At 76.1% G+C, this 24,810-nt stretch carries 31 protein-coding genes and 1 tRNA gene; 15 read left to right on the top strand and 17 right to left on the bottom strand.

The annotated features are described in order from the left end of the window. Nucleotides 1-23 precede the first annotated feature (23 nt). Nucleotides 24-1,202 (top strand): CaiB/BaiF CoA transferase family protein, encoded by a 1,179-nt coding sequence (locus tag JD79_RS02815; RefSeq protein ID WP_110004310.1) that lies wholly within the window; start codon nucleotides 24-26, stop codon nucleotides 1,200-1,202. Then, nucleotides 1,199-2,719, top strand: coding sequence for a carboxyl transferase domain-containing protein (locus tag JD79_RS02820; protein ID WP_110004311.1), 1,521 nt, complete (start codon nucleotides 1,199-1,201; stop codon nucleotides 2,717-2,719). The genes JD79_RS02815 and JD79_RS02820 overlap by 4 nt, the downstream gene beginning before the upstream one ends. Nucleotides 2,720-2,965: 246 nt before the next feature. Here the strand turns inward: JD79_RS02820 and JD79_RS02825 are convergent, their stop codons facing one another. Then, entirely contained in the window at nucleotides 2,966-3,466 is a 501-nt protein-coding gene (locus JD79_RS02825; RefSeq protein ID WP_110004312.1) for a MarR family winged helix-turn-helix transcriptional regulator, read from the bottom strand. A 214-nt stretch (nucleotides 3,467-3,680) separates the two neighbouring features. Here JD79_RS02825 and JD79_RS02830 point away from each other — a divergent pair, with 214 nt between their 5' ends. Then, nucleotides 3,681-4,961, top strand: a complete 1,281-nt coding sequence (locus JD79_RS02830; RefSeq protein ID WP_110004313.1) for an aminotransferase class I/II-fold pyridoxal phosphate-dependent enzyme — start codon at nucleotides 3,681-3,683, stop codon at nucleotides 4,959-4,961. Nucleotides 4,962-4,983: 22 nt separating this feature from the next. Here JD79_RS02830 and JD79_RS02835 read toward each other — a convergent pair whose 3' ends face one another. From JD79_RS02835 to JD79_RS22405, 3 genes are all read right to left on the bottom strand, one after another. Further along, nucleotides 4,984-5,463, bottom strand: a complete 480-nt coding sequence (locus JD79_RS02835; RefSeq protein WP_170149092.1) for an SRPBCC family protein — start codon at nucleotides 5,461-5,463, stop codon at nucleotides 4,984-4,986. Nucleotides 5,464-5,635: 172 nt separating this feature from the next. Then, nucleotides 5,636-6,214 carry an MBL fold metallo-hydrolase gene (locus JD79_RS02840; protein WP_110004315.1) on the bottom strand — a complete coding sequence of 193 codons (579 nt, stop codon included), beginning with the start codon at nucleotides 6,212-6,214 and terminating at the stop codon, nucleotides 5,636-5,638. 61 nt (nucleotides 6,215-6,275) lie between these two features. Then, entirely contained in the window at nucleotides 6,276-6,446 is a 171-nt protein-coding gene (locus JD79_RS22405; protein ID WP_170149093.1) for a hypothetical protein, read from the bottom strand. A gap of 209 nt (nucleotides 6,447-6,655) precedes the next feature. Here JD79_RS22405 and JD79_RS02845 point away from each other — a divergent pair, with 209 nt between their 5' ends. The 3 genes from JD79_RS02845 to JD79_RS24435 all read left to right on the top strand — a co-directional run bounded on the left by JD79_RS02845 (nucleotide 6,656) and on the right by JD79_RS24435 (nucleotide 8,065). Continuing rightward, the gene (locus tag JD79_RS02845; RefSeq protein WP_110004316.1) at nucleotides 6,656-6,994 is read left to right on the top strand and encodes an FmdB family zinc ribbon protein; all 339 of its coding nucleotides are present in this window, start codon (nucleotides 6,656-6,658) and stop codon (nucleotides 6,992-6,994) included. A gap of 85 nt (nucleotides 6,995-7,079) precedes the next feature. After that, complete coding sequence (gene cpaB, locus JD79_RS02850; protein ID WP_110004317.1) at nucleotides 7,080-7,721, top strand: Flp pilus assembly protein CpaB; 642 nt, start codon at nucleotides 7,080-7,082, stop codon at nucleotides 7,719-7,721. Nucleotides 7,722-7,774: 53 nt separating this feature from the next. After that, nucleotides 7,775-8,065, top strand: coding sequence for a hypothetical protein (locus JD79_RS24435; protein WP_425454183.1), 291 nt, complete (start codon nucleotides 7,775-7,777; stop codon nucleotides 8,063-8,065). Here the strand turns inward: JD79_RS24435 and JD79_RS02860 are convergent. Next, nucleotides 8,062-8,619 carry a YbaK/EbsC family protein gene (locus JD79_RS02860; RefSeq protein ID WP_245899581.1) on the bottom strand — a complete coding sequence of 186 codons (558 nt, stop codon included), beginning with the start codon at nucleotides 8,617-8,619 and terminating at the stop codon, nucleotides 8,062-8,064. The two genes, JD79_RS24435 and JD79_RS02860, sit on opposite strands and share 4 nt — an antisense overlap. 224 nt (nucleotides 8,620-8,843) lie before the next feature. Between JD79_RS02860 and JD79_RS02865 the strand changes: the two genes are divergently transcribed. Genes JD79_RS02865 through JD79_RS02875 form a run of 3 tightly spaced genes read left to right on the top strand, consistent with a single transcriptional unit; the run spans nucleotide 8,844 to nucleotide 10,434 of the window. Then, nucleotides 8,844-9,203, top strand: a complete 360-nt coding sequence (locus JD79_RS02865; RefSeq protein WP_211307842.1) for a VOC family protein — start codon at nucleotides 8,844-8,846, stop codon at nucleotides 9,201-9,203. Continuing rightward, complete coding sequence (locus tag JD79_RS02870; protein ID WP_211307843.1) at nucleotides 9,200-9,616, top strand: PaaI family thioesterase; 417 nt, start codon at nucleotides 9,200-9,202, stop codon at nucleotides 9,614-9,616. Before JD79_RS02865 ends, JD79_RS02870 begins: the two co-directional genes overlap by 4 nt. Next, entirely contained in the window at nucleotides 9,613-10,434 is an 822-nt protein-coding gene (locus JD79_RS02875; protein WP_110004320.1) for a phosphotransferase family protein, read from the top strand. The genes JD79_RS02870 and JD79_RS02875 overlap by 4 nt, the downstream gene beginning before the upstream one ends. Here the strand turns inward: JD79_RS02875 and JD79_RS02880 are convergent. From JD79_RS02880 to JD79_RS02895, 4 genes are read right to left on the bottom strand one after another with little or no spacing between them, the layout of a single operon-like run. Continuing rightward, nucleotides 10,404-11,366, bottom strand: a complete 963-nt coding sequence (locus tag JD79_RS02880) for an MSMEG_6728 family protein (RefSeq protein ID WP_110004321.1) — start codon at nucleotides 11,364-11,366, stop codon at nucleotides 10,404-10,406. The genes JD79_RS02875 and JD79_RS02880 overlap by 31 nt on opposite strands. Before the next feature lie 31 nt (nucleotides 11,367-11,397). Further along, nucleotides 11,398-11,694: a biopolymer transporter Tol gene (locus tag JD79_RS02885; protein WP_110004322.1), complete on the bottom strand. Its 297-nt coding sequence runs from the start codon at nucleotides 11,692-11,694 to the stop codon at nucleotides 11,398-11,400. Further along, nucleotides 11,691-12,545 (bottom strand): NAD-dependent protein deacetylase, encoded by an 855-nt coding sequence (locus JD79_RS02890; protein ID WP_110004323.1) that lies wholly within the window; start codon nucleotides 12,543-12,545, stop codon nucleotides 11,691-11,693. Before JD79_RS02890 ends, JD79_RS02885 begins: the two co-directional genes overlap by 4 nt. A gap of 53 nt (nucleotides 12,546-12,598) precedes the next feature. Then, nucleotides 12,599-13,036 (bottom strand): SRPBCC family protein, encoded by a 438-nt coding sequence (locus JD79_RS02895; protein ID WP_110004324.1) that lies wholly within the window; start codon nucleotides 13,034-13,036, stop codon nucleotides 12,599-12,601. A 75-nt stretch (nucleotides 13,037-13,111) separates the two neighbouring features. On the opposite strand from JD79_RS02895, the gene JD79_RS02900 reads away from it, so the two are divergent. Beyond that, nucleotides 13,112-14,005 carry an alpha/beta fold hydrolase gene (locus tag JD79_RS02900; RefSeq protein ID WP_211307844.1) on the top strand — a complete coding sequence of 298 codons (894 nt, stop codon included), beginning with the start codon at nucleotides 13,112-13,114 and terminating at the stop codon, nucleotides 14,003-14,005. Here JD79_RS02900 and JD79_RS02905 read toward each other — a convergent pair. After that, nucleotides 13,944-14,261, bottom strand: a complete 318-nt coding sequence (locus JD79_RS02905; protein WP_146220372.1) for a hypothetical protein — start codon at nucleotides 14,259-14,261, stop codon at nucleotides 13,944-13,946. The two genes, JD79_RS02900 and JD79_RS02905, sit on opposite strands and share 62 nt — an antisense overlap. 94 nt (nucleotides 14,262-14,355) lie before the next feature. On the opposite strand from JD79_RS02905, the gene JD79_RS02910 reads away from it, so the two are divergent. After that, a tRNA-Arg gene (locus JD79_RS02910) sits at nucleotides 14,356-14,431 on the top strand. A 16-nt stretch (nucleotides 14,432-14,447) separates the two neighbouring features. Here the strand turns inward: JD79_RS02910 and JD79_RS02915 are convergent. The 5 genes from JD79_RS02915 to JD79_RS02935 form a co-directional block, all read right to left on the bottom strand. Further along, nucleotides 14,448-14,783 carry a hypothetical protein gene (locus JD79_RS02915; protein ID WP_110004326.1) on the bottom strand — a complete coding sequence of 112 codons (336 nt, stop codon included), beginning with the start codon at nucleotides 14,781-14,783 and terminating at the stop codon, nucleotides 14,448-14,450. Between the two features lie 299 nt (nucleotides 14,784-15,082). After that, nucleotides 15,083-15,598 (bottom strand): allene oxide cyclase barrel-like domain-containing protein, encoded by a 516-nt coding sequence (locus tag JD79_RS02920; protein WP_110004327.1) that lies wholly within the window; start codon nucleotides 15,596-15,598, stop codon nucleotides 15,083-15,085. Between the two features lie 200 nt (nucleotides 15,599-15,798). Beyond that, a complete protein-coding gene (locus tag JD79_RS22130) occupies nucleotides 15,799-16,506 on the bottom strand; it encodes a hypothetical protein (protein ID WP_146220373.1) in 708 nt (235 codons plus the stop codon). Between the two features lie 97 nt (nucleotides 16,507-16,603). Beyond that, nucleotides 16,604-17,422: an ABC transporter permease gene (locus JD79_RS02930; RefSeq protein WP_110004328.1), complete on the bottom strand. Its 819-nt coding sequence runs from the start codon at nucleotides 17,420-17,422 to the stop codon at nucleotides 16,604-16,606. Then, nucleotides 17,419-18,354 (bottom strand): ABC transporter ATP-binding protein, encoded by a 936-nt coding sequence (locus JD79_RS02935; protein ID WP_110004329.1) that lies wholly within the window; start codon nucleotides 18,352-18,354, stop codon nucleotides 17,419-17,421. Before JD79_RS02935 ends, JD79_RS02930 begins: the two co-directional genes overlap by 4 nt. Before the next feature lie 169 nt (nucleotides 18,355-18,523). Between JD79_RS02935 and JD79_RS02940 the strand changes: the two genes are divergently transcribed. Next, the gene (locus JD79_RS02940) at nucleotides 18,524-19,195 is read left to right on the top strand and encodes a response regulator transcription factor (protein ID WP_110004330.1); all 672 of its coding nucleotides are present in this window, start codon (nucleotides 18,524-18,526) and stop codon (nucleotides 19,193-19,195) included. Between the two features lie 80 nt (nucleotides 19,196-19,275). After that, nucleotides 19,276-20,559: a sensor histidine kinase gene (locus tag JD79_RS02945; RefSeq protein ID WP_110004331.1), complete on the top strand. Its 1,284-nt coding sequence runs from the start codon at nucleotides 19,276-19,278 to the stop codon at nucleotides 20,557-20,559. Between the two features lie 1,983 nt (nucleotides 20,560-22,542). Here JD79_RS02945 and JD79_RS02950 read toward each other — a convergent pair. Continuing rightward, nucleotides 22,543-22,968, bottom strand: coding sequence for a response regulator (locus JD79_RS02950; protein WP_211307845.1), 426 nt, complete (start codon nucleotides 22,966-22,968; stop codon nucleotides 22,543-22,545). A 242-nt stretch (nucleotides 22,969-23,210) separates the two neighbouring features. Then, entirely contained in the window at nucleotides 23,211-23,714 is a 504-nt protein-coding gene (locus JD79_RS02955; protein WP_110004332.1) for a hypothetical protein, read from the bottom strand. A 212-nt stretch (nucleotides 23,715-23,926) separates the two neighbouring features. Between JD79_RS02955 and JD79_RS02960 the strand changes: the two genes are divergently transcribed. Next, complete coding sequence (locus tag JD79_RS02960) at nucleotides 23,927-24,223, top strand: hypothetical protein (protein WP_110004333.1); 297 nt, start codon at nucleotides 23,927-23,929, stop codon at nucleotides 24,221-24,223. A 241-nt stretch (nucleotides 24,224-24,464) separates the two neighbouring features. Continuing rightward, nucleotides 24,465-24,785, top strand: a complete 321-nt coding sequence (locus JD79_RS02965; protein ID WP_110004334.1) for a GNAT family N-acetyltransferase — start codon at nucleotides 24,465-24,467, stop codon at nucleotides 24,783-24,785. Nucleotides 24,786-24,810 lie beyond the last annotated feature (25 nt).

Consider the following 24,810-nt stretch of genomic DNA (forward strand, 5'->3'; position numbering starts at 1 on the left):
ACCGCTCCAGGGAGAGGGACCCCATGACCGGACCGCTCGACGGGATCCTCGTCGTCGACCTGACCCGCGCCCTCGCCGGGCCGCACGCCGCGATGATGCTCGGCGACCTCGGCGCCCGGGTGATCAAGGTGGAGAACCCCGGCGGCGGGGACGACACCCGCGGCTGGGGACCGCCGTTCGTGCAGCCCGAGTCGGGGGACCGGGAGTCGACCTACTTCCTGTCGGCCAACCGCAACAAGGAGTCGGTCACCCTCGACCTGAAGGACGACGCCGACAAGGAGCTCCTCCGCGAGCTGGTCCGGCGCGCCGACGTGCTCCTGGAGAACTTCCGCCCCGGGACGCTCGAGCGCCTCGGCTTCGGCACCGCCGTGCTCGCGGGGCTCAACCCCCGGCTGGTGACGCTGTCGATCAGCGGCTTCGGCCACGACGGGCCCGAGGGCGGGCGGGCCGGCTACGACCAGATCGCGCAGGGCGAGGCCGGGCTGATGTCGCTCACCGGTCCGGGCCCGGACGACCCGCAGCGGGTCGGCGTCCCGATCGGCGACCTGCTCGCCGGCATGTACGGCGCCTACGGCGTGCTCGCCGCGCTGCACGAGCGCGAGCGGACGGGCCGCGGCCAGGTGGTGCGCACGTCGCTGCTGGCCGCCGTCGTGGGCGTGCACGCCTTCCAGGGGACGGCGTGGACGGTCGGCGGGCAGGTCGGCCGCGCGCAGGGCAACCACCACCCCTCGATCGCGCCGTACGGCCTGTTCCACTGCAAGGGCGGCAGCGTGCAGCTGTCCTGCGGGTCGGAGGGGCTGTGGCGGCGGCTGTGCGCCGAGTTCGGCCTGGACCCCGAGGCCCCGGGCCTGGCCACCAACGGCGAGCGCGTGGGCAACCGGCAGCAGGTGATCGAGCTGCTCGAGCGCACGTTCGCCGACGTGGACGCGGAGACGCTGCTGGCCCGGCTGGCCGCCGCCGGGGTGCCGGCGGGCAAGGTGCGCACGATCGACGAGGTCTACGGCTGGGACCAGACGCAGTCGCAGGGGCTGCTGGTCGACGTCGAGCACGCCACCCTCGGCCGGCTGCAGCTGCCCGGCCCGCCGCTGCGCTTCTTCGCCGCCGGTCCCGACGGCGAGACGGAGACGACGCGCCGCGAGCACGCCGCTCCCCCGGTGCTGGGCGGCTCGGACGCCGAGATCCGCGCCTGGCTCGAGAAGTGAGTCCCCGGCTCGACGCCCGGACCCTCCGCGACCTCGTCCTCGACCCCGGCTCCTGGACGAGCTGGGACGCCCCGGTCGGCCCGCGCGACGTCGACCCGGACTACGCCGCCGACCTGCGCGCCGCCGCGGAGCGCAGCCGGCAGGACGAGGCCGTGGTCACCGGCGAGGGCAGGCTGCGCGGCCGGCGGGTGGCCGTCGTCGCCGGGGAGTTCGGCTTCCTGGCCGGCTCGATCGGGGTGGCGACGGCGGAGCGGCTGGTGGCGGCCGTCGAGCGGGCCACCGACGAGGGGCTGCCGCTGCTGGCCGCCCCGGTGTCGGGCGGCACCCGCATGCAGGAGGGCACGGTCGCCTTCCTGCAGATGATCGGCATCACCGCGGCGATCGCCCGGCACAAGGCTGCGGGCCTGCCCTACCTCGTCTACCTGCGCGACCCGACGTTCGGCGGCGTGCTCGCCTCCTGGGGGTCGACGGGACACGTCACGATCGCCGAGCCCGGTGCGGCGGTCGGCTTCCTCGGCCCGCGGGTGTACGAGGCGCTCTACGGCGAGCCGTTCCCCGCAGGCGTGCAGACCTCCGACCACCTCGCACGGCTCGGGCTCATCGACGCCGTCGTGCCGCACGAGGACGTGGCCGACCTCGCCGACCGGGCCCTGTCGGTGCTCTCGGCCCGGCGCACCTGGCACACCGACGTCCGCGACGCCGAGCGTCCCCGCCGCGAGGACGGCACCGAGACCGACGACCCGGAGGACGGCCGCAGCGCGTGGGACGTCGTCACCTCGTCACGGCGGCGCGACCGCCCGGGCGTGCGGCGGCTGCTGCGGACGGCGGCCACCGACGTCGTCGGGCTGTCGGGCACCGGCGCCGGCGAGAAGGACCCGGGCCTGCTGCTGGCGCTGGCCCGCTTCGGCGGCGCGCCGTGCGTCGTCCTCGGGCAGGACCGGCGGGGACAGGTGCTGTCGGCGCCGCTGGGCCCGGCGGCGCTGCGCGAGGCCCGGCGCGGCATGCGGCTGGCCGCGGAGCTGCACCTGCCGCTGGTCACGCTGATCGACACCCCGGGCGCGGCGCTGTCGGTCGAGGCCGAGGAGGGCGGGCTGGCCGCGGAGATCGCCCGCTGCCTGGAGGACCTCGTGACGCTCAGGGCGCCGACGCTGGCGGTGCTGCTGGGCCAGGGCACCGGCGGCGGCGCGCTCGCGCTCGTCCCGGCCGACCGGGTGCTGGCCGCGGCCAACGGCTGGCTGGGCCCGCTGCCGCCGGAGGGCGCCTCGGCGATCGTGCACCGCACCGTGGACCGGGCCCCGGAGATGGCGGCGGCGCAGGGCGTGCGGGCGACCGACCTGTGGCGGGCCGGGATCGTCGACCGCGTCGTGCCCGAGCGGCCCGACGCCGCCGACGAGCCGGTCGAGTTCTGCCGCCGGCTGGGGCGGGTGCTCGGCGAGGAGCTGGCCGGGCTGCTGGGCCGCGACGACGCCGAGCGGCACCGCAGCCGCCTGCACCGCTACCGCCGGCTGGGGCGCTAGGGGGGTGCAGCACGATCAGGTGGCCTGATCGTGCTGCGTCCTGGCTCGGTGCCGACGGTGAGGTGGGACGCGTCCCGGTGAGCCAGGACGGCGCCGATCAGGCCGCGGCGGCCGCCGGCGAGAGGCCCTCCGCGGCGGCGACGAGCTCCAGGCTGCGCACCCGCTCGACTCCCCGTGGGTGGACGCCGGCAGCATCGGGACACCACCGGCGGGAACACCGCCGGTGGTGTCCCCGGCTTCCCGGACTCAGCAGGCGGCCCCGGCGTCGCCGCCGTGGGCGACCCGGCGGCTGCTGTCGGGGTCGAGGGCCTCGACGACGGTCTCGAGCACCTCGCGCAGCGCCTCGGTCTGCTCGACGGACAGCGGGTCGAACAGCGCGGCGCGGACGGCGTCGACGTGCCCGGGCGCGACGCTGCGGACGAGGTCCCAGCCGGCGTCGGTGAGCACGGCGAGGTTGCCGCGGCCGTCCTCGGACGAGCGCTCGCGGCGCACCCAGCCGCGGTCCTCCAACCGGGCGACGGTGTGCGAGAGCCGGCTCTGCGACTGGTTGGCCCGCCGCGCGAGGTCGCTCATCCGGCGGCTGCGGCCGGGCGCCTCGGACAGCATCGCCAGGACGACGTAGGCGGCGTGGGAGAGGCCGGCGTCGCGCTGGAGCTGGGCGTCGAGCTCGCGCGGGAGCAGCTCGGCCAGGGTCAGCCAGGCCCGCCAGGCCCGCTGCTGCGTGTCGTCGAGCCAGCGCGCGGTCACGGCGCGACGGTACCGGCGCGTCGTCACCCGGATGCGCCGACCGCCACCTGACCAGGTGGTACGCACTGTGAGCGGTCGACCACCGCATGACACCTGTCGGGGGGACGGGTGACACCCCAGGGACTGTGAGCTGATCGACCGTTGACGCTCCGTCACCGGAACCTGAGGGTGTCCTGCGGCCGGATCGACCGGCCGACCACGGAACGGAGACCTCGTGCACCACGGCCACCCGCCGACCCCCAGCCCCACCGGCGGCCGGCGCGACGCCTTCGCTCCCCTGCTCGACAACCCCCTCGCCGCCCTGTTCCGCGAGCACGACCGCGCGGGCGTGGCCACGCACGGCGTCCCCACCGGCGGCGCGCCCGAGCCGGTCACCGTCTACGACGACGGCGTCCCGCGGGTGAACCTGGGCAGCAACAACTACCTCGGCCTGGCCGGCGACCCCCGCGTGGTCGAGGCCGCCGTCGACGCCGTCCGCCGCTTCGGGACCAGCACCTCCGGCAGCCGCGTCCTCAACGGCACGACCCGGCTGCACCTGCAGCTGGAGGAGGAACTGGCCGACCACTACGGCGTCGAGGCGGCGGTGCTGACCTCCTCGGGCGTGAACGCCAACGTCGCGCTCCTGTCCACCGCGGGCGGCCCCGGCGACGCGCTGCTGGTCGACGCGCACGCGCACGCCAGCGTCCACGCCGGGGCGGCCGCCAGCCGCGGCACCGTCGTCCGGTTCCGGCACAACAGCCTGGAGTCGCTGGCGCAGCGGCTGGGCCGGCTCGACCCGCGGGCCGGCGTCGTCGTCGTCGTCGACGGGGTCTACTCGATGTCCGGTGAGACCGCGCCGCTCGCCGGGCTCGCCGACCTGTGCGCCGTCCACGGCGCGCGCCTGGTCGTCGACGAGGCGCACGGCCTCGGCGTCCTCGGCGAGCGGGGCCGCGGGGCGGCCGAGCACTGCGGGGTCCTCGACCGGGTCGACGCCGTGACGCTCGCGTTCAGCAAGTCGCTGGCCAGCGTGGGCGGTGCGGTGCTGACGTCGCGGGCGGTGGCCGACGGCATCCGCGCCAGCGCCGTGCCCTACGTCTTCAGCGCCGCCAACGAGCCGGCCGGCGTCGGTGCGGCCCTCGCGGCGCTGCGCATCCTGCGCGCGGAGCCCGAGCGCCGCGACCGGCTGCGGGAGAACGGTGCCCGGCTGCGCGTCGAGCTGTCGGTGGCCGGCGCTCCCCCGCTGCCCGGCAGCGGCGCGGTGGTCGCCGTCCCCACCGGCAGCGAGGAGGCGACGGCCGCGGCGTGGCGAGCCGCCTACGAGGCCGGCGTCTACTGCAACGCGGTGGCCTACCCGGCCGTGCCGCGCGGGCAGGGGGTGCTGCGGCTGTCGGTGATGGCCACGCACACCGCCGAGCAGCTGCAGGCCGCCGCGAGCTCGGTGGCCGCGGCCGTCCGGTCGGCCCGGGACGCGCAGGCCCCCGAGCGGGCGCTCGGCGGGCGGCTCGCGGTCGCCTGACCGGCCGGGCCCGTGGTTGTGGTCACGCGGGGACGCCGGCCGCCACCCGGCCGAGCCGCTCGAGGTCTGCGCGCAACCCGGCGGTCCGGTCGCGGTGCGCGGGCAGCAGCAGCGCCGCCACCCGCTCCAGGAGCGCCGGCATGCCGGTGAGGTCGTAGCGCTGCTCGACGCGCGTGCCCGTGGCGGTGGGCGTGAGCGTCACCCGCCACTGCGTCCGGTCGCGGTAGGGGCCGCCCGGGACGGTGCGCCAGGCGAGCAGCCGTCCCGGGTCGACCTCGGTGACCTCGCACACGCGCGCCCACCGCGACCAGCCCGAGCGGTTCCACCCGCGGAACCGGGCGCCGGGGACGACCCGCGACGAGCCGGGCAGCCACGCCGCCCGGACGCACTCCCCGCTCCACTCCCCCACCCGGGTCGGGTCGGCGAGCACCGCCCACACCGCCGCGGGCGGCGCCTCGACGTCCACCGACACCGCCACCGACGGCGGGATGCGCAGGGTCACGCGCCGGATGCTGCACCCGCCGGCGCCCGGGGGCCAGGGGTCCGCGCTCTCGCGGACGACGTCGAGGAGGGAGCCGTGCCCGGGTGGGCGTGGACGCCGGCCGGCGTCGGCGGGGCCCTCCTGCTCTGCTGGCCGTGCTCGTGACGGCGCTGTGGATGGCCCGGCTGCCGGGCTAGCGCGGCGTCGTCGTCCCCGGGCGGAAGGGTGCGCCGTGGCCCGGGACGACCAGCGTGGCCAGGTCCAGCACGCGCTGGCGCTGCTCCCGCAGCTGCTCGCGGTCCGGCGCGTACGGGTCGTCGGCGGGGCCCTCGCCGGTCCACCACAGGTGGGTCAGCGCGACGACGTCGTCGGGCGTGCCCACCAGCGTCGTCACGTCCTGCGGGGTGTGCCCGGGCGTGGCCAGCAGCCGCACCGCCGGCGTCAGCTCGACCCCGTCGGCCGGGCGGCGGGTGAAGACGTCGCCCTCGATGACCGACTGGAAGTCGTGGACCGGCACCACCGGGAACAGCGCGATGTTGACCGTGTGGTCGAGGTGGTGGTGGCTGACGACGACGTCGGTGACGTCCTCCGGCGCCACGCCCAGGTCGCGCAGCGGGCGCAGCAGCAGGTCCCGGGCGGCCACCATCCCCGGGTCGACGACGACCACCCGCCCGGCGTCGCGGACCAGGCTCACCGTGCCGGCGACGTTCGGCAGCCGGGCGTAGCCCTCGAGCAGGACGTCGACGCGGGCGGTGCGGGCGAGGTCGGCCATGAGCGCGACCGTAGGGCGGCCGCGGTCCCTCCGCAGGAGGGCGACACCACGCGGATCGTGCTCAGTCGCCGTCCGCGTCACCGGAGCCGCCGTCGGCCCACGGCAGCGGGTCGACCCGCCAGTCGGCGGGGGGAGGAACCGGCTCGGACCGCACCTCGACCTGCTCGTCCAGGGGAACCCGCGCACTCGCGTAGAGCTCGTCCTCCGGGAGGTGGTACCTGGACTCCGTCATGGCGACAGCCTGGCACGGCCGGGTGCCGCGGTCCCGCGCTCGTCGCCCGCCCGCGGTACCGCGCACGCGTGCCGCAGAGCTCACACTCGCCGACACACGTGGACGCCGGGCCGGGGCCTGGCGCATGATTGGCAGTCGAGGTCCCCGAGTGCCAGCCTCCGCCGGCCCCGGGCCCCGCCCCACCCCCGCTCGACCAGGAGTGCCACGCCGTGCCCACGTACCAGTACGTCTGCGCCAACCCCGAGGGCAAGCACCAGTTCGAGGTGGTGCAGTCCTTCACCGACGCGGCCGTGGCCGAGTGCCCGACCTGCGGCGCCGCGGTGCGCAAGGTCTACGGCTCGGTCGGCGTGGTCTTCAAGGGCTCGGGCTTCTACCGCACCGACAGCCGCTCCGGCTCGTCGGCGAGCGAGAAGGCCGCGAGCACCCCGGCGTCCTCGGACTCGGCGTCCTCGAGCACCTCGTCGACGACGTCGTCGTCGTCGTCGAAGGAGTCCTCCGGCAGCTCGTCGTCCTCCTCCAGCGCCGGCGCGAAGGCCGCCGGCAGCTGACCCCCGGCAGTCCACAGCCGGACGGCCGCTCCACAGCCGGCCCGCCCCGGGTCCCGCGGGGCCGCCCGGCGGCGAGCCTGGGCCGGTGCCCCGCCTCCGCCTCCGCCTCCGCCGTCCCCGCTCCCCCGCCACCCTGCTGCGCCGGTGCCTCGCGGCGGCGCTGGCCGTCGGCGCCCTCGTGCTCGCCCTGCGCCCGCCGCCGGTCCCGGCGGCGGCCCCGCCTCCCGGCACGCCGGTCGTCACCGCCGCCGCCGACCTGCCGGCGGGCACCGTCCTCACCCCGGCCCTGCTGAGGACCGCCGAGCTGCCGGCCGCGGCGGTCCCCGCCGGCGGAGCGGCCGACCCGGCGTCGCTGGCCGGCCGGGTGCTCGCCGCGCCACTGCGGGCAGGCGAGCCGGTCACCGACGTCCGGCTGCTCGGCCCGGGCCTGACGGCGCTGCTCCCGCCCGGTCAGGTCGCCGCACCGGTCCGGCTGGCCGACCTCGCCGTCGCCGGGCTGGCCGCGGCCGGGGACCGGGTCGACGTGCTCGCCACCGCGTCCGGCGCGGCGCGCGCCGAGGTGGTCGCCTCCGGGGCCCTGGTCCTGGCCGCACCGCCCGAGGGGAGCCCGGACGGCCCGGCCGGCGGCGGGCTGCTCGTGCTCGCCGTCGACGAGGCCACCGCCGCCACTCTGGCCGCTGCGGCCACCACCGCCACGCTCACGTTGAGCCTGCCGGGGTCGCCGTGAGGCATGCCGGGGTGCTCGGGGGCTCCACGGACCTCGTGCCGCGCGGCAACGTCGTGGAGCCGGCCGTCGCGGTCGTCATCGGCACGGCGTCCACCGCGGTCGTCGCGGCGTTCGCCGACTCGTCCCTCACGCCGCTGATCGGCCTGACCGGCGCGGCGGGGTGGGCGGCGAGGTGGTGGTCGACGGCGAGTGGTCCACCTACGGCGCGCGTCCGTCAGCCGGGTGGTCACGTCCGTGCTGACCGCGGCGGTCGTGCACTTCCTCGTGGTGCTGCCGACGACCCGGCTCGCCGAGCGCCGCCGGCGGGGCGTGGAGGCCGGGACCGGGGCACGCCGTCCCGCTAGTCGCTGCCCCAGTGCGGCGGACGGTCCTCGAGGTAGCGCCGGTCGGGGTCGTCGGGCCGCTCGCCCCAGCCGACGTCGCGGTCGTCGGGCGCCCGCTCCGCCGGGGGCACCGGCGCCGGGTCGGGGGCCTCGGCCACCGGCACGCCCAGCCCGTCGAGGACCTCGGCCGTGGGCAGCCCGGCCAGGACCGCCCCGGGCACCGCGATCTTCGCCCCCCGGGTCCCCGAGCCGACGACGACGATCCCGGCGGCGGCCACCGCGGCGTCGACCAGCACCGGCCAGGACGCCGGCAGGCCGATCGGGGTGATCCCGCCGTAGGCCATCCCGGTCTCGGCGACGGCCACGTCCTGCGGCGCGAACGACGCCTTGCGCGCCCCCAGGTGCCGGCGGACCAGCCCGTTGACGTCGGCGCGGGTGGTCGCCAGCACGAGGCAGGCGACGAGGGTGGTCTGCCCCGCCCGGCGGGCGGCCACGACGACGCAGTTGGCCGACGCCTCGGGCGGCACGCCGTAGGCCTCGGTGAACGCGGCCGTGTCGGCGAGGTCGTCGTCCACGGGCGCGACCCACGCCGGACCGGACAGGGCGGGCAGGGCCGCTGCGACCGGGGCGCCGAGGAGGTCGGGCCGCGCGGCGGCCGGCTCCCAGGTCAGCGAGCCGAGGGCGGGGGCTGGTCGAGGGGGTCCGGCACGCCCGCGATCCTGCCCGGTGGCCGGATCCGCGCGATCGTCGGCCGGATCCCCGGCGGTGCCGCGGGCCGGTGCCGGTCAGGATGGGGGCCATGATCGGTCAGCTGCACTCCGTCGTGGTCGACGCGCCGGACGCACACGCGCTCGCCACCTTCTACGCCGAGCTGCTGGGGCTGGAGGTGAGCAAGGGCGGTCCCGGTGACGACTGGGTCGTGGTCAGCGGCCAGGGGCACCGGCTGGCGTTCCAGCAGGCGCCGGACCTCGTGCCGCCGGACTGGCCCGACCCGCAGCGCCCGCAGCAGTTCCACCTCGACGTCTACGTCGCCGACGTCGACGAGGCCGAGCCCAGGGTGCTCGCGCTCGGCGCGCGGAAGCTGCCCGGCGGCGGGGGCGACTTCCGCGTGTACGCCGACCCGGTCGGCCACCCCTTCTGCCTGGTGTGGGACGCGTGAGCGCCGAGCTGCCCGGCGTGGACCGGGCCTCGAGCAGCGCCTTCGTCGCCGCCACCGGCTTCGACGTCGGCGAGGTCAGCGGCACCCGGGTCACCGGCACCGTCGAGCTGGGCCCCGACCAGCACACCCCGTGGGGCGTCGTCCACGGCGGCGTCTACTGCGCGGTGATCGAGTCCGCGGCGTCGATCGGCGCCAGCGCGGCCGTGGCCGACCGCGGCCAGTTCGCCGTCGGGGTCAACAACAGCACCGACTTCCTGCGGCCGGTCACCGCCGGGCGGGTCGACGTCGTCGCCGAGCCGGTCCAGCAGGGCCGCACCCTGCAGCTGTGGCTGGTGCAGCTGACCCGCGAGGACGGCAAGCTCGTCGCCCGTGGGCAGGTGCGGCTGCAGAACGTGCCGCTGCCCGGGGCGTGACCGGGCGGGCCGCGCGGGCGGTGGCCGCCGCGGTCGCGGTGGCCACCGCCTCCGGCGTCCGGTGCGGCGCACCGCGGGTCCTGCACGACGGCGTGAACGCGGTCGTGCACCTGGCGCCGGCACCGGTGGTGGCGCGGGTGGCCACCCTGACGCCGCTGCTGCGACCCGACCCCGCCCGCCCGTTCGGCCGCGAGGTCGCGCTCGCCGCCGCCCTGGCCGCGGCGGGTGCCGCCGTCGTCCCGCCGAGCGACCTGCTGCCGCCCGGGCCGCACCGGCACGACGGGCTGACGCTCACCTTCTGGACGCACGTGGCGGTCCTCCCCCGCACGCCCACGCCCGCCGAGGCGGCCGCCGAGCTCACCGCCCTGCACCGGCACCTGGCCGCCCTCCCCGTGACCGGGTCGCCGCTGGACACCCCGCTCGACGACCTCGCGGTGTGGACCGACCGCTCCGGCGCCTGGGGCGTGTCCCCCGCCGTCCGCGCGCGGACGGCGGAGGAGCTCGACGAGCTGCGGCCGCGGCTCGGCGGTCCGGCACAGGTGCTGCACGGCGACGCCCACCCCGGCAACCTGCTGGCGACGCCGGACGGGTGGCGGTGGACCGACCTGGAGGACACCTGCACCGGCCCGGCCGCGTGGGACCTCGCCTGCCTGCGCCTCACCTCCCGGCTCGACGGCCGGGCGGCGCTGGACGCCGTGGGCGGTCCCTCCGACGCCGAGCTCGCGCCCTGGCTGGAGCTGCGCCGGCTGCACGCGCGGGCCTGGACGACGGTGGTCGCCGGTCCGGCTCAGACCAGCGGCAGCGCGGGTTCCCGGTAGGTGGTGCCGGCCAGCGACGGCGGCAGCACGTCGGGGTCGATCACCACGGAGAACAGCGCGCGCGGGTCCTGCAGCGTCGCGGGCGGGCGGGCCGCGGCGCGGGGCACCACGTGGTCCCAGCGGGCCGGCCGCCGGTGCGGCAGCAGCTCGCGGCCGTCGAAGAGGTAGTCGCCGAGCACCTCACCGACCAGCAGGCCGGCGCCGTGCTCGATGGGCAGCGCCACCGGGTCACCGGGGCGGATCTCGTCGAGGAACGTCGAGAGCTGGCGCAGGTCCTTGCTGGGCCGCCGTCCCGAGATCTCCTTGGCCAGCGCCCGCAGCTCGGCCGGCGACAGGCCCGTGGCGTCGACGTCGACGCCCGACTGGGTCCCCAGGCCGACGACGCCCGCCGCCAGGCAGGCGCCGAGCTCGTTGTGCGCCCGCGGCCGGACCACCCACACCCGCGTGCCCTCGGGCTCGGGAGCCGGCGGGACCTCGTCGGGACCGGGCCACACGTAGGGCAGGTCGTCGGGCTCGCTGCCGAACAGGGGCTGGAACAGCGGCCGGTAGAAGTCCGGGTCCTTGGCCAGCAGGTTGGACCGGTGGGACAGGTGCAGCGCGTCGTCCCCCACCCAGGAGGGCAGCAGGCCGGCGCGGGCCATCTCATCCTGGGAGGCCCCCTCGACGTCGGGGGCGAACTCGGCGATCAGCGTGTGCGTGCTGTCGGCGAACCCGCGCTCGCGCCACACCCTGACCATCGCCAGGCCGTAGACCACCAGCGCCGCCGTCCGCCCGCGCCACATGTGCACGACCGGGTGCGAGGCCCAGCCGTAGTCGGGCAGCTCGAGCGCGCGCAGCACCTGCAGCGTCTCCACGCGCTGCTTGCCCAGCCGCGGCGAGTCCAGCAGCCGCGCGCTCTCCTCGAAGTCGGCCACCGGCAGGAAGGTCTGCATCGCGGGTCTTCCTGCCCGTCCGGGTGGCGGGTCAACCGCCGAGCGCCTCCAGCGCCTCCTCCCACCGGGCGCGGCGGGCGTCGTCGTCCTGGTCCCACCAGGCCGGGCCGCGCTCGCCCAGGCCGGTCTTGGCCAGCTGCACCCGGTCGCGCGCGGCCCGCACGGCCGCGGGGTCGGCAGCGGTGCGTACCGCCGAGCGGGCGGCGCCCAGGTGCGACAGCAGCCGGGCGCGGACGTCGTCGGGCAGCGCCGGGTCGGCCTTCCGCCAGCGCCGCCCGTCGACGACGACCCAGCGGCCGTCGTCGGTGTGCTCGACGTCCCGGCTCATGCCCCGCAGCGGCGGGCGAGCTCGGGCAGCACCTCGCCCAGCGGCGCGTCGACCTTCACGTCGGCCTTCGCGTCGCCGCGGGTGGGCCCGAGGGTGACCACGCCGACCGGGATGCCGAGCTCGGCGGCCCGCAGCACGAACCGGTAGCCGCTCATGACCGTCAGCGAGGAGCCGAGGACGAGCAGGCTGCCTGCGTCCTCGAGCATCCGGAAGCAGGTGTCCACGCGGTCGCGCGGCACCGTCTCGCCGAAGAAGACGACGTCGGGCTTGAGCGGGCCGCCGCCGCAGGCGGTGCAGTCGACCATCACGAAGCCGTCGAGCACCTCGTCGGGCAGCTCGGCGTCGCCGTCGGGGTTCACCTCGTCCGCGCGCGGGCCGAACCCCGGGTTGGCCACCCGCAGCCGGCGGTGCAGCTCCGCGCGGCCGGCGACGTCGCCACAGGCCAGGCAGACGGTGCGGTCCAGCCCGCCGTGCAGCTCGACGACGTCGCGTGCGCCGGCCGCCTGGTGCAGGCCGTCGACGTTCTGCGTGACGACGCCGCCGAGCAGGCCGGCGCGCTGCAGCCGGGCGACCGCGGAGTGCCCGGCGTTGGGCCGGGCGGCGGCCATCTGCGGCCAGCCGACGTAGCTGCGCGCCCAGTAGCGGTGCCGCCCGCGCGGGTCGCGCCGGAAGGTCTGCCAGGTCATCGGGGTGTGCCGGCGCAGCGAGCCGGTGGCGCCCCGGTAGTCGGGGATGCCGGAGTCGGTGGACAGGCCGGCGCCGGAGAGGACGAGGACGTCGCCGTCGGCGACCAGGCCGGCCAGCTCGTCGAGGCCCGCCGGGCTCGCGACGGCGGGGAGGGCGGCGGTCACCGGCCCATGGTCCTCCGCGACGGCGCGCCGTGCCGCCCCCGTCGGGGTCCCGGTCAGCCGAGCCGCCGCTCCAGCCGGCCCAGCAGGTCGTCGTAGACGCGGCGCAGGCCGCGCGGTGCGAAGGTCCGCTCGAAGAAGCCGCCGACGCCGCCGGCGCCGTCCCAGGTGGTGCGCACCCGCACGGTGCTGCTGCCGGCACCCGCGGGGGTGACCGTCCAGGTGGTGACCATCGACGAGCGGGTGTCGCGCTCGACGAGGCTGCCCTCGGGCTCGGTGACCTCGACGTCCTGCTCGCGCACCCGCTTCGACGTCGCGGCGAACCGCCAGTGCACGCGGGTGCCCGAGCCCTGGCCGCCGGCGTCGACCCGGTAGTCGCTGAACTGCTCGGGCAGCACCTCCCGCCGGGTGCCGGTGTAGTCGGCGAGTGCCGCGCGGACCCGCTCGGCGGGTGCGCGGACGGTGCGTTCGGCGGTGGCGACGACCTGACCCATGACCCCATCCTCCACCGGCCGGGACAGTGGCCGACGTCACCGCGGGAACGGCGTCGGGCCGGGTACCCGTCCGGGGTGCCCGTCCTCCCCCTCCGCGCACCGCTGTCCGTCGCCCGCTCCGGCCGGGGTGAGCCACTGGTGCTCCTGCACGGCATGGGCAGCTCCCGGCGCGACTTCACCGCCGTCGTCCCCGAGTTGTCCGAGCGGTTCGACGTCCTGGCGCTGGACCTGCCCGGGTGCGGGGAGTCCCCGCACCTGGAGGAGCGGCCGACCGTCGCGGCGATCACCGACGCCGTCGAGCGGACCCTCGACGCCGAGGGTGTCGGCCGGGTGCACGTGCTGGGCAACTCCCTGGGCGCCCGGGTGGCCCTGGAACTGGCCCGCCGGGGCCGCGCGCGGTCCGTGGTCGCCATCGCGCCGTCGGGGCTCAACGTGCCGCCCGAGCGCGTCTTCCAGGGCACCGGGATGGCGGTGGCCCGCGTGGTCATGCGGACGGCGGCCCCGCTGGTGGAGCCGCTGTCGCGCTCGCGGATCGGCCGCAGCGCCATGCTCGCCCCGCTCAAGGCCCAGCCGTGGTCGACGAGCCGCGAGGAGGCCATCGGCGCCCGCGAGGGGTTCTCCGACGCCCGCGACTACTGGCGCACGCTGCTCCACGCGCTGCTGCTCGACGTGCCCCGCGGCATGGACCGCATCGCGTGTCCCGTGACGCTGGTGCAGGGCGTCGCCGACTGGATCTCCTCGGGGCAGACCGTCCGCTACCTGCCGCTGGTGCCGGGGTCCCGGTTCCGCCCGCTGGTGTGGGCCGGGCACGCGCCGCAGTCGGACCGGCCGCGCACCGTCGTCCGGCTGGTCGAGGAGACCGCCGGCCGCGCTCCTGCCGACGCGTCCGCCGAGGAGGCGCCGGCCGTCAGCGCTCCTCGGCGTCCAGGTACGAGCAGCGGAACCGCGCGCCGGCCATCGCCTCGGTGAAGCGCGCCTCCCAGGCGGGGTCGTCCGCCGGGAAGGTCGCGAACACCCGGTCCTCGAGCACGACCGGCGACCCGTCGGCTCCGGGGCGCCAGTGCCGCAGCAGCACCCGTGTCTCGCCGTCGACCTCGACGTGCGCCGCCGTCCAGTGCGCCGGGGCCGCGACGGCCCGTCGTGCGGCCGACCACGCGCCCAGGCGGGTCACCAGCAGGCCGAGGACCACCAGCAGCAGCACGATCTCCACCACCGCGAGGAGCACGGTCCGACGGTAGCCACCCGGGACGCTGCGCGGGAGCGCCCGACCCGCCCCGGTAGCCTCGTCCGGCACGCCCCGGTCGGCTCCGCGCCGACGAGCCCCCGTAGCTCAGGGGATAGAGCATCGGTTTCCTAAACCGTGTGTCGCAGGTTCGAATCCTGCCGGGGGCACCAGGGGGCTGCCCGTCGGTCAGCGCTCCCGGCTCACGCGCGCGACCTGAGCAGCCAGGCCGGTGAACCAGCGCGCCAGGTGGGGCGCCTGGTCGCGCGAGAGCAGGGCGATGCCGTCTCCGACGAAGTCGACCGTCCAGTGGCCGCGGCGGATCGACTCCGGGATGACGAAGTCGTCCATCCGCCGTCCTTCGACGCATGCCGCGTCCCGCTGGGCGAGTGAGGCTCCGCTGGTGCCGTCGACGTCGAAGATGCGGCGCAGCGTGACCTCGATGAGCACGGGGCGCTCCTCGAGGTACCGCAGCACGGCCTGACCGTCGAAGGCGCCCGGCACGCGGGTGACCAGGAAGAGCACGGCGCCGCGGTCGACCGGGGCCGGGACCAGTCCCTCGTGCGCCCAGTCGAACTGGGCCCGGACAACCCGGATGCGGTCCCACGCCTTCGGGCTGCGCAGGAACCGCGCCGACCACTCGCCGGCGAACGCCTCGAGGTGCTCGGGGAAGAACGCCTTCGGCAGGTCGTGGGCGTCCGGGAGGTCCAGCGGGGCTCACGACCGGCCCCGCACCGCCTCGTCCCAGCGGACGAGGCGGGGTCGAGCGTGTCAGGACTCGCCGCTGGGCGCGTGCACGACGTCAGGAGCCCCGGTCGGGGGCTTCAGTCCTGCCCGCGCCTGGTGTCGAGGAACAGGACCTCCAGCGTCAGGGTCCCCGTCTCGTCCCCGAACTCGACCAGCGTCCCCTCACCGCCGATGCCGCGGTAGGCACCCGTTCCGCCGGTCAGGGCGATCGGCTTCGGGTCGGGGCCGGGGCTCGTGGCGAACTGACCGGTGATGTGGCCGTCGGGGAGGCGGACCACGATGCTGCAGTCGGCCAGGATCTGCGGAGCCAGTGCGACGATGACGCAGGACCCGGCCTCGTCGCCGACCTGCTCGCCGTCCACGAACAACTGGTCGTGGAAGAGGTTCGCGTCGCCGAGCGCCAGGGGGCTGTCCGGATCGCGCTCGTTGTTCGTGGCGACCAGGGTCTGTGGGCTGAACCGGACGTCGAAGGACAGCGATGTCGAGGCGTCCCGGCGGTCGTCGTCGGCACGTGACACGGCGGAGAGCGACAGCGCCCCGGCGAGGCCGAGGAGCAGGGCCGTGACGGCGACGACGAGGACGGGCCTGCGCACGGCTGCCCCTCGGGTGCGGCGCGGCGGTGGTACGGCCGTGGTCGTGGGCGGTCGTCCTGGGACGGGCGGCTGCTGCGGCGTGGGACGTGTCATCGCGGTGATCCCTTGCGAGAGGTGGGTGGTTCCCGGAGGTCCTCCGGTCCCCCGGGTGCCCGTCACCCGGCGAGGACGCCGGGAGACGGGCACCCGGGGGGGGGGTGCTACGTGGTGGCGGCTCGCCGGCTACGGGTGACGGCCACGACGACGAGGGCGATCCCCGCCGTGGCGAGGACACCGCCACCGATCAGCACCCCCAGGGACACGGGGAAGGCGTTCGGCAGTTCCAGTCGGACCTGCGCCGTGCTGGTCAGCCCAGGACTGCCGTCGGCGTTCATCACGACGAGCTGGTAGTCCCCGTCCTGCACCGGCCAGGCGAGGTCGGCCACCGACTGCGAGGTGGCCGACGCCACCCAGAAGTCCTGGTCACCCGGCGGCGCCGCCGAGGCCACGCCCGGTTCGCCCGTCACGTCGAGACGGAGGGGGTCCACGGAGAAGTCGGTGATCCGGTCGAACGCGACGCCGGACAGGTACTCGGTGACCGCGTCGGCCGGTCCCACGCCGACGAAGACGCCGGACGGACCCGTGCTCGTCGCCGACAACCGGAGGGTCGGCGAGCCGGTGACGGCGGCGATGCCGTCGACGTCCTCCATCGCGGCGACGTCGGTGACCAGCGCGGCCGAGGACGTGGACACCTCGGCGGAGCCCGAGTCGAGCGAGCCGCTCGATCCGAAGGCGACGATCACGGCGGCGGCGGCCGCGGCCGCGAGGCCACCGAGCGCCGTCATCACCGTCCCCGTCACGGCGAGCGCCGCACGGCGCCGTGGGGCAGGGACGGGCGTCAGGGGTGGTGGGTCGTACGTGGTGGTCATGACGTGCTCCCGGTGGGTGGTCGGGTCGTCCGCTCGGGCGGACGACCGGTGCGGACGACGGGGTGACGCGCTGCTGCGCGGGCGGAGGCCGGGGCCGTCAGGCGTCGCGACGGGTCAGGGCGACAGCGGCGGCGACCAGGGCGACGGCGGCCTGGAGGCCGAAGACCCCCAGGCCGGCCCAGGGCGGCAGCACACCGTCCGGGGGACTGATCTGCATGATCGCGGCCCCGGCGTTGTTCGGGAGGTACGGCTCGGTCGCCGGCAGCAGCTGGCCGAGGAGCGGCAGCACGAACAGCAGGCCGAACAGGGCCGCCATGGCACCGATCGCGCTGCGCAGCAGCGAGCCGAAGGCCACCGCCATGACCGCCGTGAGAGCGAGGTACAGCGCGGAGCCCACGAGCGCTCGGAGGACCCCCGGATCACCCAGGGACGTGTTCACGTCCGCGGACGACATGACGGCTCGCGCCGTGAGGAAGGAGGCGAGCGCGGCCACCAGTGCGGCGACGAGGACCGCGCCCGCCGTCACGACGGCCTTGGCCCAGAGCACGGGCAGCCGCTTCGGCACGGCGGTGAAGGTCGCCCGGAAGAGGCCGGTGCTGTACTCGCTGGCGACGACGAGGACGCCGAGTGCGACGACCAGCACCTGGGTGAAGCTCACGCCGGTCAGCGCGGCCCCCAGCGGATCCGCGGCACCGCCCTCGCCCTCGGGCGGGGCGTCGGCGAGGGTGGAGGTGAGCGCGGAGGAGAGCGCCGCCGCGACGATGCTCAGGACGCTGATGACGAGCAGCCAGACGACTGGGCGCTGGCTGCGCAGCTTGATGCCCTCGGCGGCGAGGACGCGTCGTTGGGTGACGCGCAGGCCGGAGGATCGGCCGACGGCGGCTGCGGACCGGGGACGGTCGGTGGTGGTGGTCATGCGGCGGCCCTCCCAGGGGCGGTGCGGTCGTGGTCGATGGCGCGGTACTGGACGTCGTGCTCGGTCAGCGCCAGGTAGGCGTCCTCCAGCGAGGCGTGGACCGGGGTGAGTTCGGTCAGCAGGATCCGGGCCGAGAGCGCGGTCTCGGCGATGTCCGTGCTGGTGCGTCCGGCGATCGACAGGAGGTCGGGCCCGGACTGCGTGATCGCCGCGCCGTTCCCGGAGAGCAGGCGGGCGAGTTCGTCGGCCTGCGGGCTGCGGACCCGGACCTGTCCGGACGCGGAGGCGGTCATCTCCTCCATGGAGACGTCGGCCAGCAGCCGGCCGCGGCCCACGATGACCAGGTGGTCGGCGGTCAGCGCCATCTCGCTCATCAGGTGCGAGGAGACGAAGACCGTGCGCCCCTCGGCTGCGAGGCCGCGCAGGAACCCGCGGATCCAGCGGATGCCGTCGGGGTCCAGCCCGTTGACCGGCTCGTCGAGCAGGACGACCTCGGGGTCGCCCAGGAGGGCGGCGGCGATGCCGAGGCGCTGCGCCATCCCCAGGGAGAACCCGCCGACCCGCCGGTTGGCGACCTCCTGGAGACCGACCATGGCGATGACGTCGTCGACGCGGCTCCGGGGGATGCCGTTGGTCACGGCCAGTGCGCGCAGGTGTGTCAGGGCCGTGCGGCCCGGGTGCGCGGCCTTCGCGTCCAGGAGGGCCCCGACCTCGCCCATCGGGGCGGGGTGGTCGGCGTAGCGCCGTCCGGAGACGAGGACCTCCCCGCTGGTGGGGCGGTCGAGACCGACGATGGCGCGCATCGTCGTGGACTTCCCGGCGCCGTTGGGGCCGAGGAACCCGGTCACCCTCCCGGGACGCACGGTCACGGTCAGCTCGTCGACGGCGCGGGTCGCTCCGTAGACCTTGGTCAGGTTGCGGATCTCGATCATCGGTGCTCCTCCGTCGTCGTGGTCAGCGGACGCGGGAAGGACGCTAGGGAGACCGGAGGAGCGGCAGGAGCCTGCGAGCACCACGGTCGGGCGGAGGACGGCACCCCTTCCCGGGGTGCTGGCTCACCGCGGGTGTGAGGGGAGCCCCCCGCGCCGTTACGGTTCCGCAATGGCCCTGCGGGTGGTCCTCGCCGATGACAACTTCCTGGTCCGTCAGGGCACGGCGGCGCTCCTGGCAGAAGCCGCGGACGTCGACGTCGTCGCGCTGGCGGAGGACGGTCCGTCACTCGTGCAGGTCGTCCGGGCCACCGCGCCGGACGCGGTGCTCACCGACATCCGCATGCCCCCGACCTGGACCGACGAGGGTCTGCGGGCGGCGAAGCAGATCCGCCGGGACCATCCCGGCACCGGCGTGGTCGTGCTGTCCCAGTACGCCGAACCGGCCGACGTCATGGACCTGCTGTCCGGTGGCGTGGCCGGCCTGGGCTACCTGCTGAAGGAGCGGATCGGGCGCCTCGACGAGCTGGTGGCCGCGCTGGAGGCGGTGTGCCGCGGTGGGTCCGCGCTCGATCCGCAGGTGGTGGAGGCCCTGGTGACCCGCCGCAGGGAGCAGGAGCGCTCACCTCTGGCCGCGCTCTCGGAACGGGAACTCGCCGTGCTGCGCGAGATGGCCACCGGCAAGAGCAACGCGGCGATCGCCCGTGCGCTCCACGTCAGCGAACGAGCAGTGGAGAAGCACACCAACGCGCTGTTCGCGAAGCTCGGGGTGAGCGAGGAGCCGGACGTCAACCGCCGGGTGCTCGCCGTGCTCCGCTTCCTGGAAGCGGCCACACCCGACTGAACCGCGGTCGGCGCCGGCACCTCCCCCGGGCGCGGCCGGGGCCCCTGTTCCGACCGGGTCCCCTCCCCCACACTCCCTGCGTGGCCACCGGCGACCGGCATCCCCGGACCACGGTCGGCGCTCGACTGGTCGTCGCCGTGTGCCTGGCCGGATACGTCCTGGCGATCTACTGGGTGCTGGTCCTCGGCGGCGGGATGCTGCTCGGGAGCCGTCCTCCGAGCGTGCCGCTGGCCGTGGTCGCGACCGCGGTCGTCGCCGTGACCTTCGAACCCGTCCGCCGGCACCTGTCCCGGCGCTGGCTGACCTCGCCGTACGACGTGCTCGCCGAGTTCAGCCACCAGGTCGCCGGCGCGGCGGCAACGGCCGAGCTGGGGCCGCGGATGGCGCGGCTGGTCGCCGAGGCGACCGGTTCCCGCCGGGTGGAGGTGTGGCTGCGTCGTGAGGACTCCGCCGACGAGGACCTCGCCGCGCGCTGGCCCTCCGACGCGGACCCCATCCCGACCTCCGGGGCGGGGGTGCAGCGCCACGACGTCCGGCACGCAGGTGAGGTGATCGGCCACGTCGTCCGGGACGCGGGCGGGGCGTCCACCCGCCTGAGCCCGGTGGAGCAGCGTCTCCTCGAGGACCTGCTGGCCTCGGCCGGCCTGGCGCTGCGCAACCTCGTGCTGACGGCCGGACTGCAGCGCCACATCGAGCAGACCGTCGAGCGCTCGGCCGAGCTGCGGGCCTCCCGGCAGCGGATCGTGGCGGCCTCGGACGTCGCTCGCCGCCGCCTGGAGCGCGACATCCACGACGGAGCGCAGCAGCACCTGGTGGCGCTCACCGTGAACCTCGGTCTCGCGGCCACCCTGGCCGGTCGCGATCCCACCCGCGCCGCCGCACTGGTCGCGGAGCTGCGGCCGGCCGCCCAGGCGGCGCTGGCCACGCTGGAGCAGCTGTCGCGAGGGGTGTACCCGCGACTGCTGGCCGAGGCGGGACTGGCCGAGGCGTTGCGAGGCGCGTGGGCGACCAGCCCCGTGCCGGTGCAGGTGGTGGACCGGACCGAGCGACGGTTCCCCGCCGAGGTGGAGTCGGCCGCCTACTTCTGCTGCCTCGAGGCCGTGCAGAACGCGGTCAAGCACTCCCGACCGACGTCCGTACAGGTGCGGCTGGCAGGGACCGGTCCGGCGCTGTCCTTCGAGGTGCGCGACGACGGCACGGGCTTCGACCCCACCGGCGCGCTGCACGGGGCGGGTCTGGCGAACATGCGCGACCGGGTCGAGTCGCTCGGGGGCACGCTGACGATGGACAGCCGGCCGGACGCCGGCACACGGGTCCGGGGCCGGGTACCGGTCCCGGTGGGGCCGGGTGGCTCCGATGGCTGAGCAGGTGGTCCCGCAGGGCGCCGCGGCCCGCCGGTGGGCATGGTCCCTGTGCGTCGTCACCGTCGCCGTGTCCGCCGGCCAGATCGTCGTGCTGGTGGCCGGCGGACTCCCGTTGCTGGCGGCCGAGAGCCTCGACGAGCCCTTCCCGACGGTCACGGTCGCCGTCGCGATCGGGTCCGTGATCGGCGCCGTGATCGTCGACCGGCATCCTCGTCACCGCGTCGGCTGGCTGATCTGCACGGGACAGGCAGGCGCCGCCCTCGGGCTGGGCGCCCAGGCGCTCGGCCTCGCGGTCCTGGTCGGCGACCTCCCGGTGCCCGAGCCGGTCGGACACGTGGCCGGGTGGGTCGGCTCGGTGTTCGGGGCCTCCTACGCACTGACCCTGCTGGGGCTGGTCCTGCTGCTGGTCCCGGACGGGCACCTGCCGTCGCGTCGCTGGTGGCCGGTGGCGGTCCTCCTGGTCGGCGGGTTCTGCGTGGCGACCTCCGGCCTGCTCCTCGTGCCGCCGACCAGCTTCGGCGCGACGGACACGCTGGAGGCCCCGGCCCTGGCCGTCGCGCTCGCGGGAGGCGGCCAGGTCGCGGTGACGGTGGGCCTCGCGGGCAGTGCGGTGGCGCTCGTGCGGCGACTCCGTCGCGCTCGGGGCGAGCTGCGTCAGCAACTGCGCTGGATGGGAGCAGCAGCCGCGACCGTCGCCGCGGCGGTAGCCGCCGTCGTGTTCGACGGCGTCACCCGGGGCGCTGACGCTCCGCAGCGGTGGTACCTGCAGCAGTTGCTGTACCTGAGCTACCTCGCGTTCCAGGTGGCCACCGGTTTCGCCGTCCTGCGCTACCGGCTCTACGACATCGACCTGATCATCGGCCGCACCGTGCGGCTGGCTGTCCTGGGTCTGTTCGTCACCGCCGGCTACGTGAGCGCGGTGGTGGCCCTCGGTTCCCTGCTGGCCGGCTCGACGACGGGGTTGTGGCCCTCACTGACGGCCTACGTCCTCGTCGCGCTCGCGTTCCAGCCGCTGCGCAGGCAGGTGGACCGCTTCGCCGACCGCGTGGTCCACGGTCACCGCGCCGCGCCGTACGACAACCTCGCCGAGCTGACCCGCCAGCTCGCGACGGGCGGGCTGTCCGACCGCGAGCTGCTCGGGCTCGCGGCGCGGTGCGGTGCCCTGGCCGTCGGGGCCTCCACCGCCCGCGCGACCGTCGCCGTGCCGGCGGGTGAGGACGTCAGCACCGACTGGCCCCCGGACGCCGAGCACCGGACCGACGTCGTGGTCCCGGTCGTCGACCGCGGCGAGGTCCTCGGCCGGGTCGAGCTCGGACTGCGGCCGGGGCACGCCCTCACCCGCGGGCAGCACCGGTTGCTCGACGAGCTGGCCACCCACCTCGTGCTCGCCTTCCGCAACGTGCGCCTGACTGCCGCCCTGCACCGGCGCGCCGAGGAGGTGACCTCCCACCGGGCCGAGCTGGAGGCGTCGCGCCGACGACTGCTCACCGCCGCCGACACCGAGCGCCGGCGAGTGGCCGCAGCGATCCGCGCGGAGGTCGCCGTCCACCTCGACCCGTTGCCCACCGCCCTGACCGACGTCCAGGACCGCCTGGACCGGGACCCGGCCGGAGCGCGGTCGAGACTCCACGAGCTGCAGGAGTCCGTGACCCGGGCGATCGAGGCGCTGCGGACGATCACCGCCGGGGTGCTGCCGCCGCTGCTGGCCCGGCGTGGCCTCACCGCCGCCGTCCACGCCCACGTCTCCCGCACTCCGCGCAGGGCGACCGTGCTGGTCGGGGAGGACCTCCCGGAGCGCCTCGACCCGTCGGTGGAGGCCGCTGCCTACCAGTTCGTCGTCCAGGCCCTCACGACCGTGGGGCCCGGGTCCGAGGTGAGCATCGCTCCCGCGGACGGCGGTCTCGCGCTGTCGGTGCGGGGCAGGTCCACCGGCCGCGCGGCTGACCGGCTGCCGGTCCTCGACCGGGTGCAGGCCGTCGGCGGTCACCTCGACGAGGTGGACGGCCCCGGAGGGGGCGTGGAGCTCCGGGCCGTGCTGCCGCTGGAACCGAGCGCCCAGGCTGCGGCGAGCCGGTCGGGCCCGAAGGCCGACTTCTTGATGTAGGCCACGGCTCCGCACGAGCGGGCACCGTCACCGAACTCGTCCTCGTCGTGCGTGGACACCAGCACCACGACCGGACGGCGGGCCAGCGTCGCGAGGCGGCGCGTCGCCTCCATGCCGTCGATCCCCGGCAGGCCCACGTCCATGAGCACCAGGTCCGGCTGCAGGGTCCGCGCGGCGACCAGGCAGCTCTCCCCCGACTCGGCCGTGCCCACCACGACGAACGGGTCGGTCGACTCCACCACGGCGGCCGCGGCTCGCCGGAAGGGCGCCTGGTCGTCGACGATGAGCACCCGCACCTGGGCCACCGACCATCACCTCGCCGCCAGTCTCCTCGACACCGGGAGAGCACACCCTCGTGCCCTCCACACCTGTCGGGGGTGCCAGCCCCACCCCGGCACCCTCCTCGGCCCGGCCCGCGGCAGCGATGCCCCAGCCGACCCACGGAGCGAGGTCGGTCCGGGTGGTCGAGGACCATCGGCGACGTCGAGCACCCCGCCTGCCCGGAGCAGGCGCGGCGTCGTCGGGACCTCGTTCGGTCCGGCCGGTCCTACTCCGGCAGGAGGGCGCACACGTCGGTGACGTGGGGGGTGTAGCTGACGACCCGCTGACTGAACTCGACGGGCATGCCCGTCTCGGGGTCGACCCGCTCCTCGATGACCACCCGTCCCCTGACCAGGGAGACCTCGGGCAGCCCGGCGGCGGCGAGGGCGGCAGCCTGCCCGGGCGTCTCGGGGTACAGCAGGTTGGCCCCGGACAGGACGATCGTCTGCGTGTTCGTCCGGGGGTCCACCGTGAGGACGAGGCGTCCGGGGATGTGGATGTCGACGGAGGAGTCCTGGCCGGCCTCGAGGTCGTGGAGCCGGACCACGCTGTTGCCGACCAGCTGGAACCCGAACTCCCGCTCGACGAAGCGGGTGGTGTCCTGGAGGACCTCCACGCCGATGGTGGTTCCGCAGGCCTCGAAGGTGACGTCGATCTCCTGTGCCTGGGCAGGAGTGGCGATGGCGACTGCCAGCGGTGCGGACAGCGCGAGTGCAGCGGTCTTGCGCATCAGAGCTTCCCCGTTCCTGGTCGTCGGTGACGTCGTGAGCGTCGGGGAGAGGGTGGAGCCCGGTCGGGGTCACCCGGACTCCCCGGACGTCGAGGACCCGCCCCTGCAGCGGCCGTGCAGCGAGTCGCTACGGCGCGTACCCCCCGCACGGACGGCGCGCGGCCGGGACCTGCCCGGCGCACCTCTCGACGCCGACCGGGTACGCAGGCCGCATGGCACTGCGCAACGCGGCGGTCGCGGCCGCCGGTCAGTGGACCGACCCCGACGACGGGATCCGCTATCCCAGCGGTGAGGTGCACGCCTGGGAGCGCGGGCGCAACGAGACGGTCTGCGGCCTGTCGCTGTCCCGCTCCCGGCTGGCCCGCTTCCCGCACGTGAGCTGGGCCGACGTCCAGCCCGAGTCCGGCCGGCACGCCGAGGAGGTGCAGGCCGTGTGCCGCCGGTGCCGGGCCGCCCTGGGTGCGCGCCGCGACGACCGCGGCTGGACCCGCACGAACCCGCGCCCCTGACGTCCCGTGGTACGCCTGTACCACGGGACGAGCGGGAGGTCGGCATGCGGTTCGCCCTGGTGCCGCTGGCGGCGGTCGCAGGCGCCGTCCCGGCGCTGGGGAGCGGCAACGGCTGAGCGACCCGTTGGGCGGACACTCCTCGCAGAGGGAAACCCTTCCGGCTCCGAAGCGTTACCGTTCCAGGTGCACGTCGTACCCCTCGGCAACGGCGCCGGGGGACAGCGGAGGTGGGAACGCAGCGATGGAGACCACGGTGGTGGACGTCCCCGAGCGGGGACGGTTCGAGGTGCGGGTCGGCGACCGCGTCGTCGGGTTGGCCAGTTACCACGTCGAGAACGGGACGATGGCCCTGCCGCACACCGAGGTGGACCCGAGCATGGGTGGCCGCGGTCTCGGCAAGGTCCTGGTCAGCGGGGTCCTCGACGCCGCCCGCGAGCGCGGGCTCACCGTCCTGCCCTACTGCTCCTTCGTGCGCCACTACATCGAGCAGCACCCCGAGACGCTGGACCTGGTCGCCGACGAGGACAAGCCGCACTTCGGCCTGGCCACCGCCGACCACTGAGCCGCTGACCTGCGGTCCCCCGCCG

It is taken from the genome of Geodermatophilus normandii, from assembly GCF_003182485.1.
GTDB lineage: Bacteria > Actinomycetota > Actinomycetes > Mycobacteriales > Geodermatophilaceae > Geodermatophilus > Geodermatophilus normandii.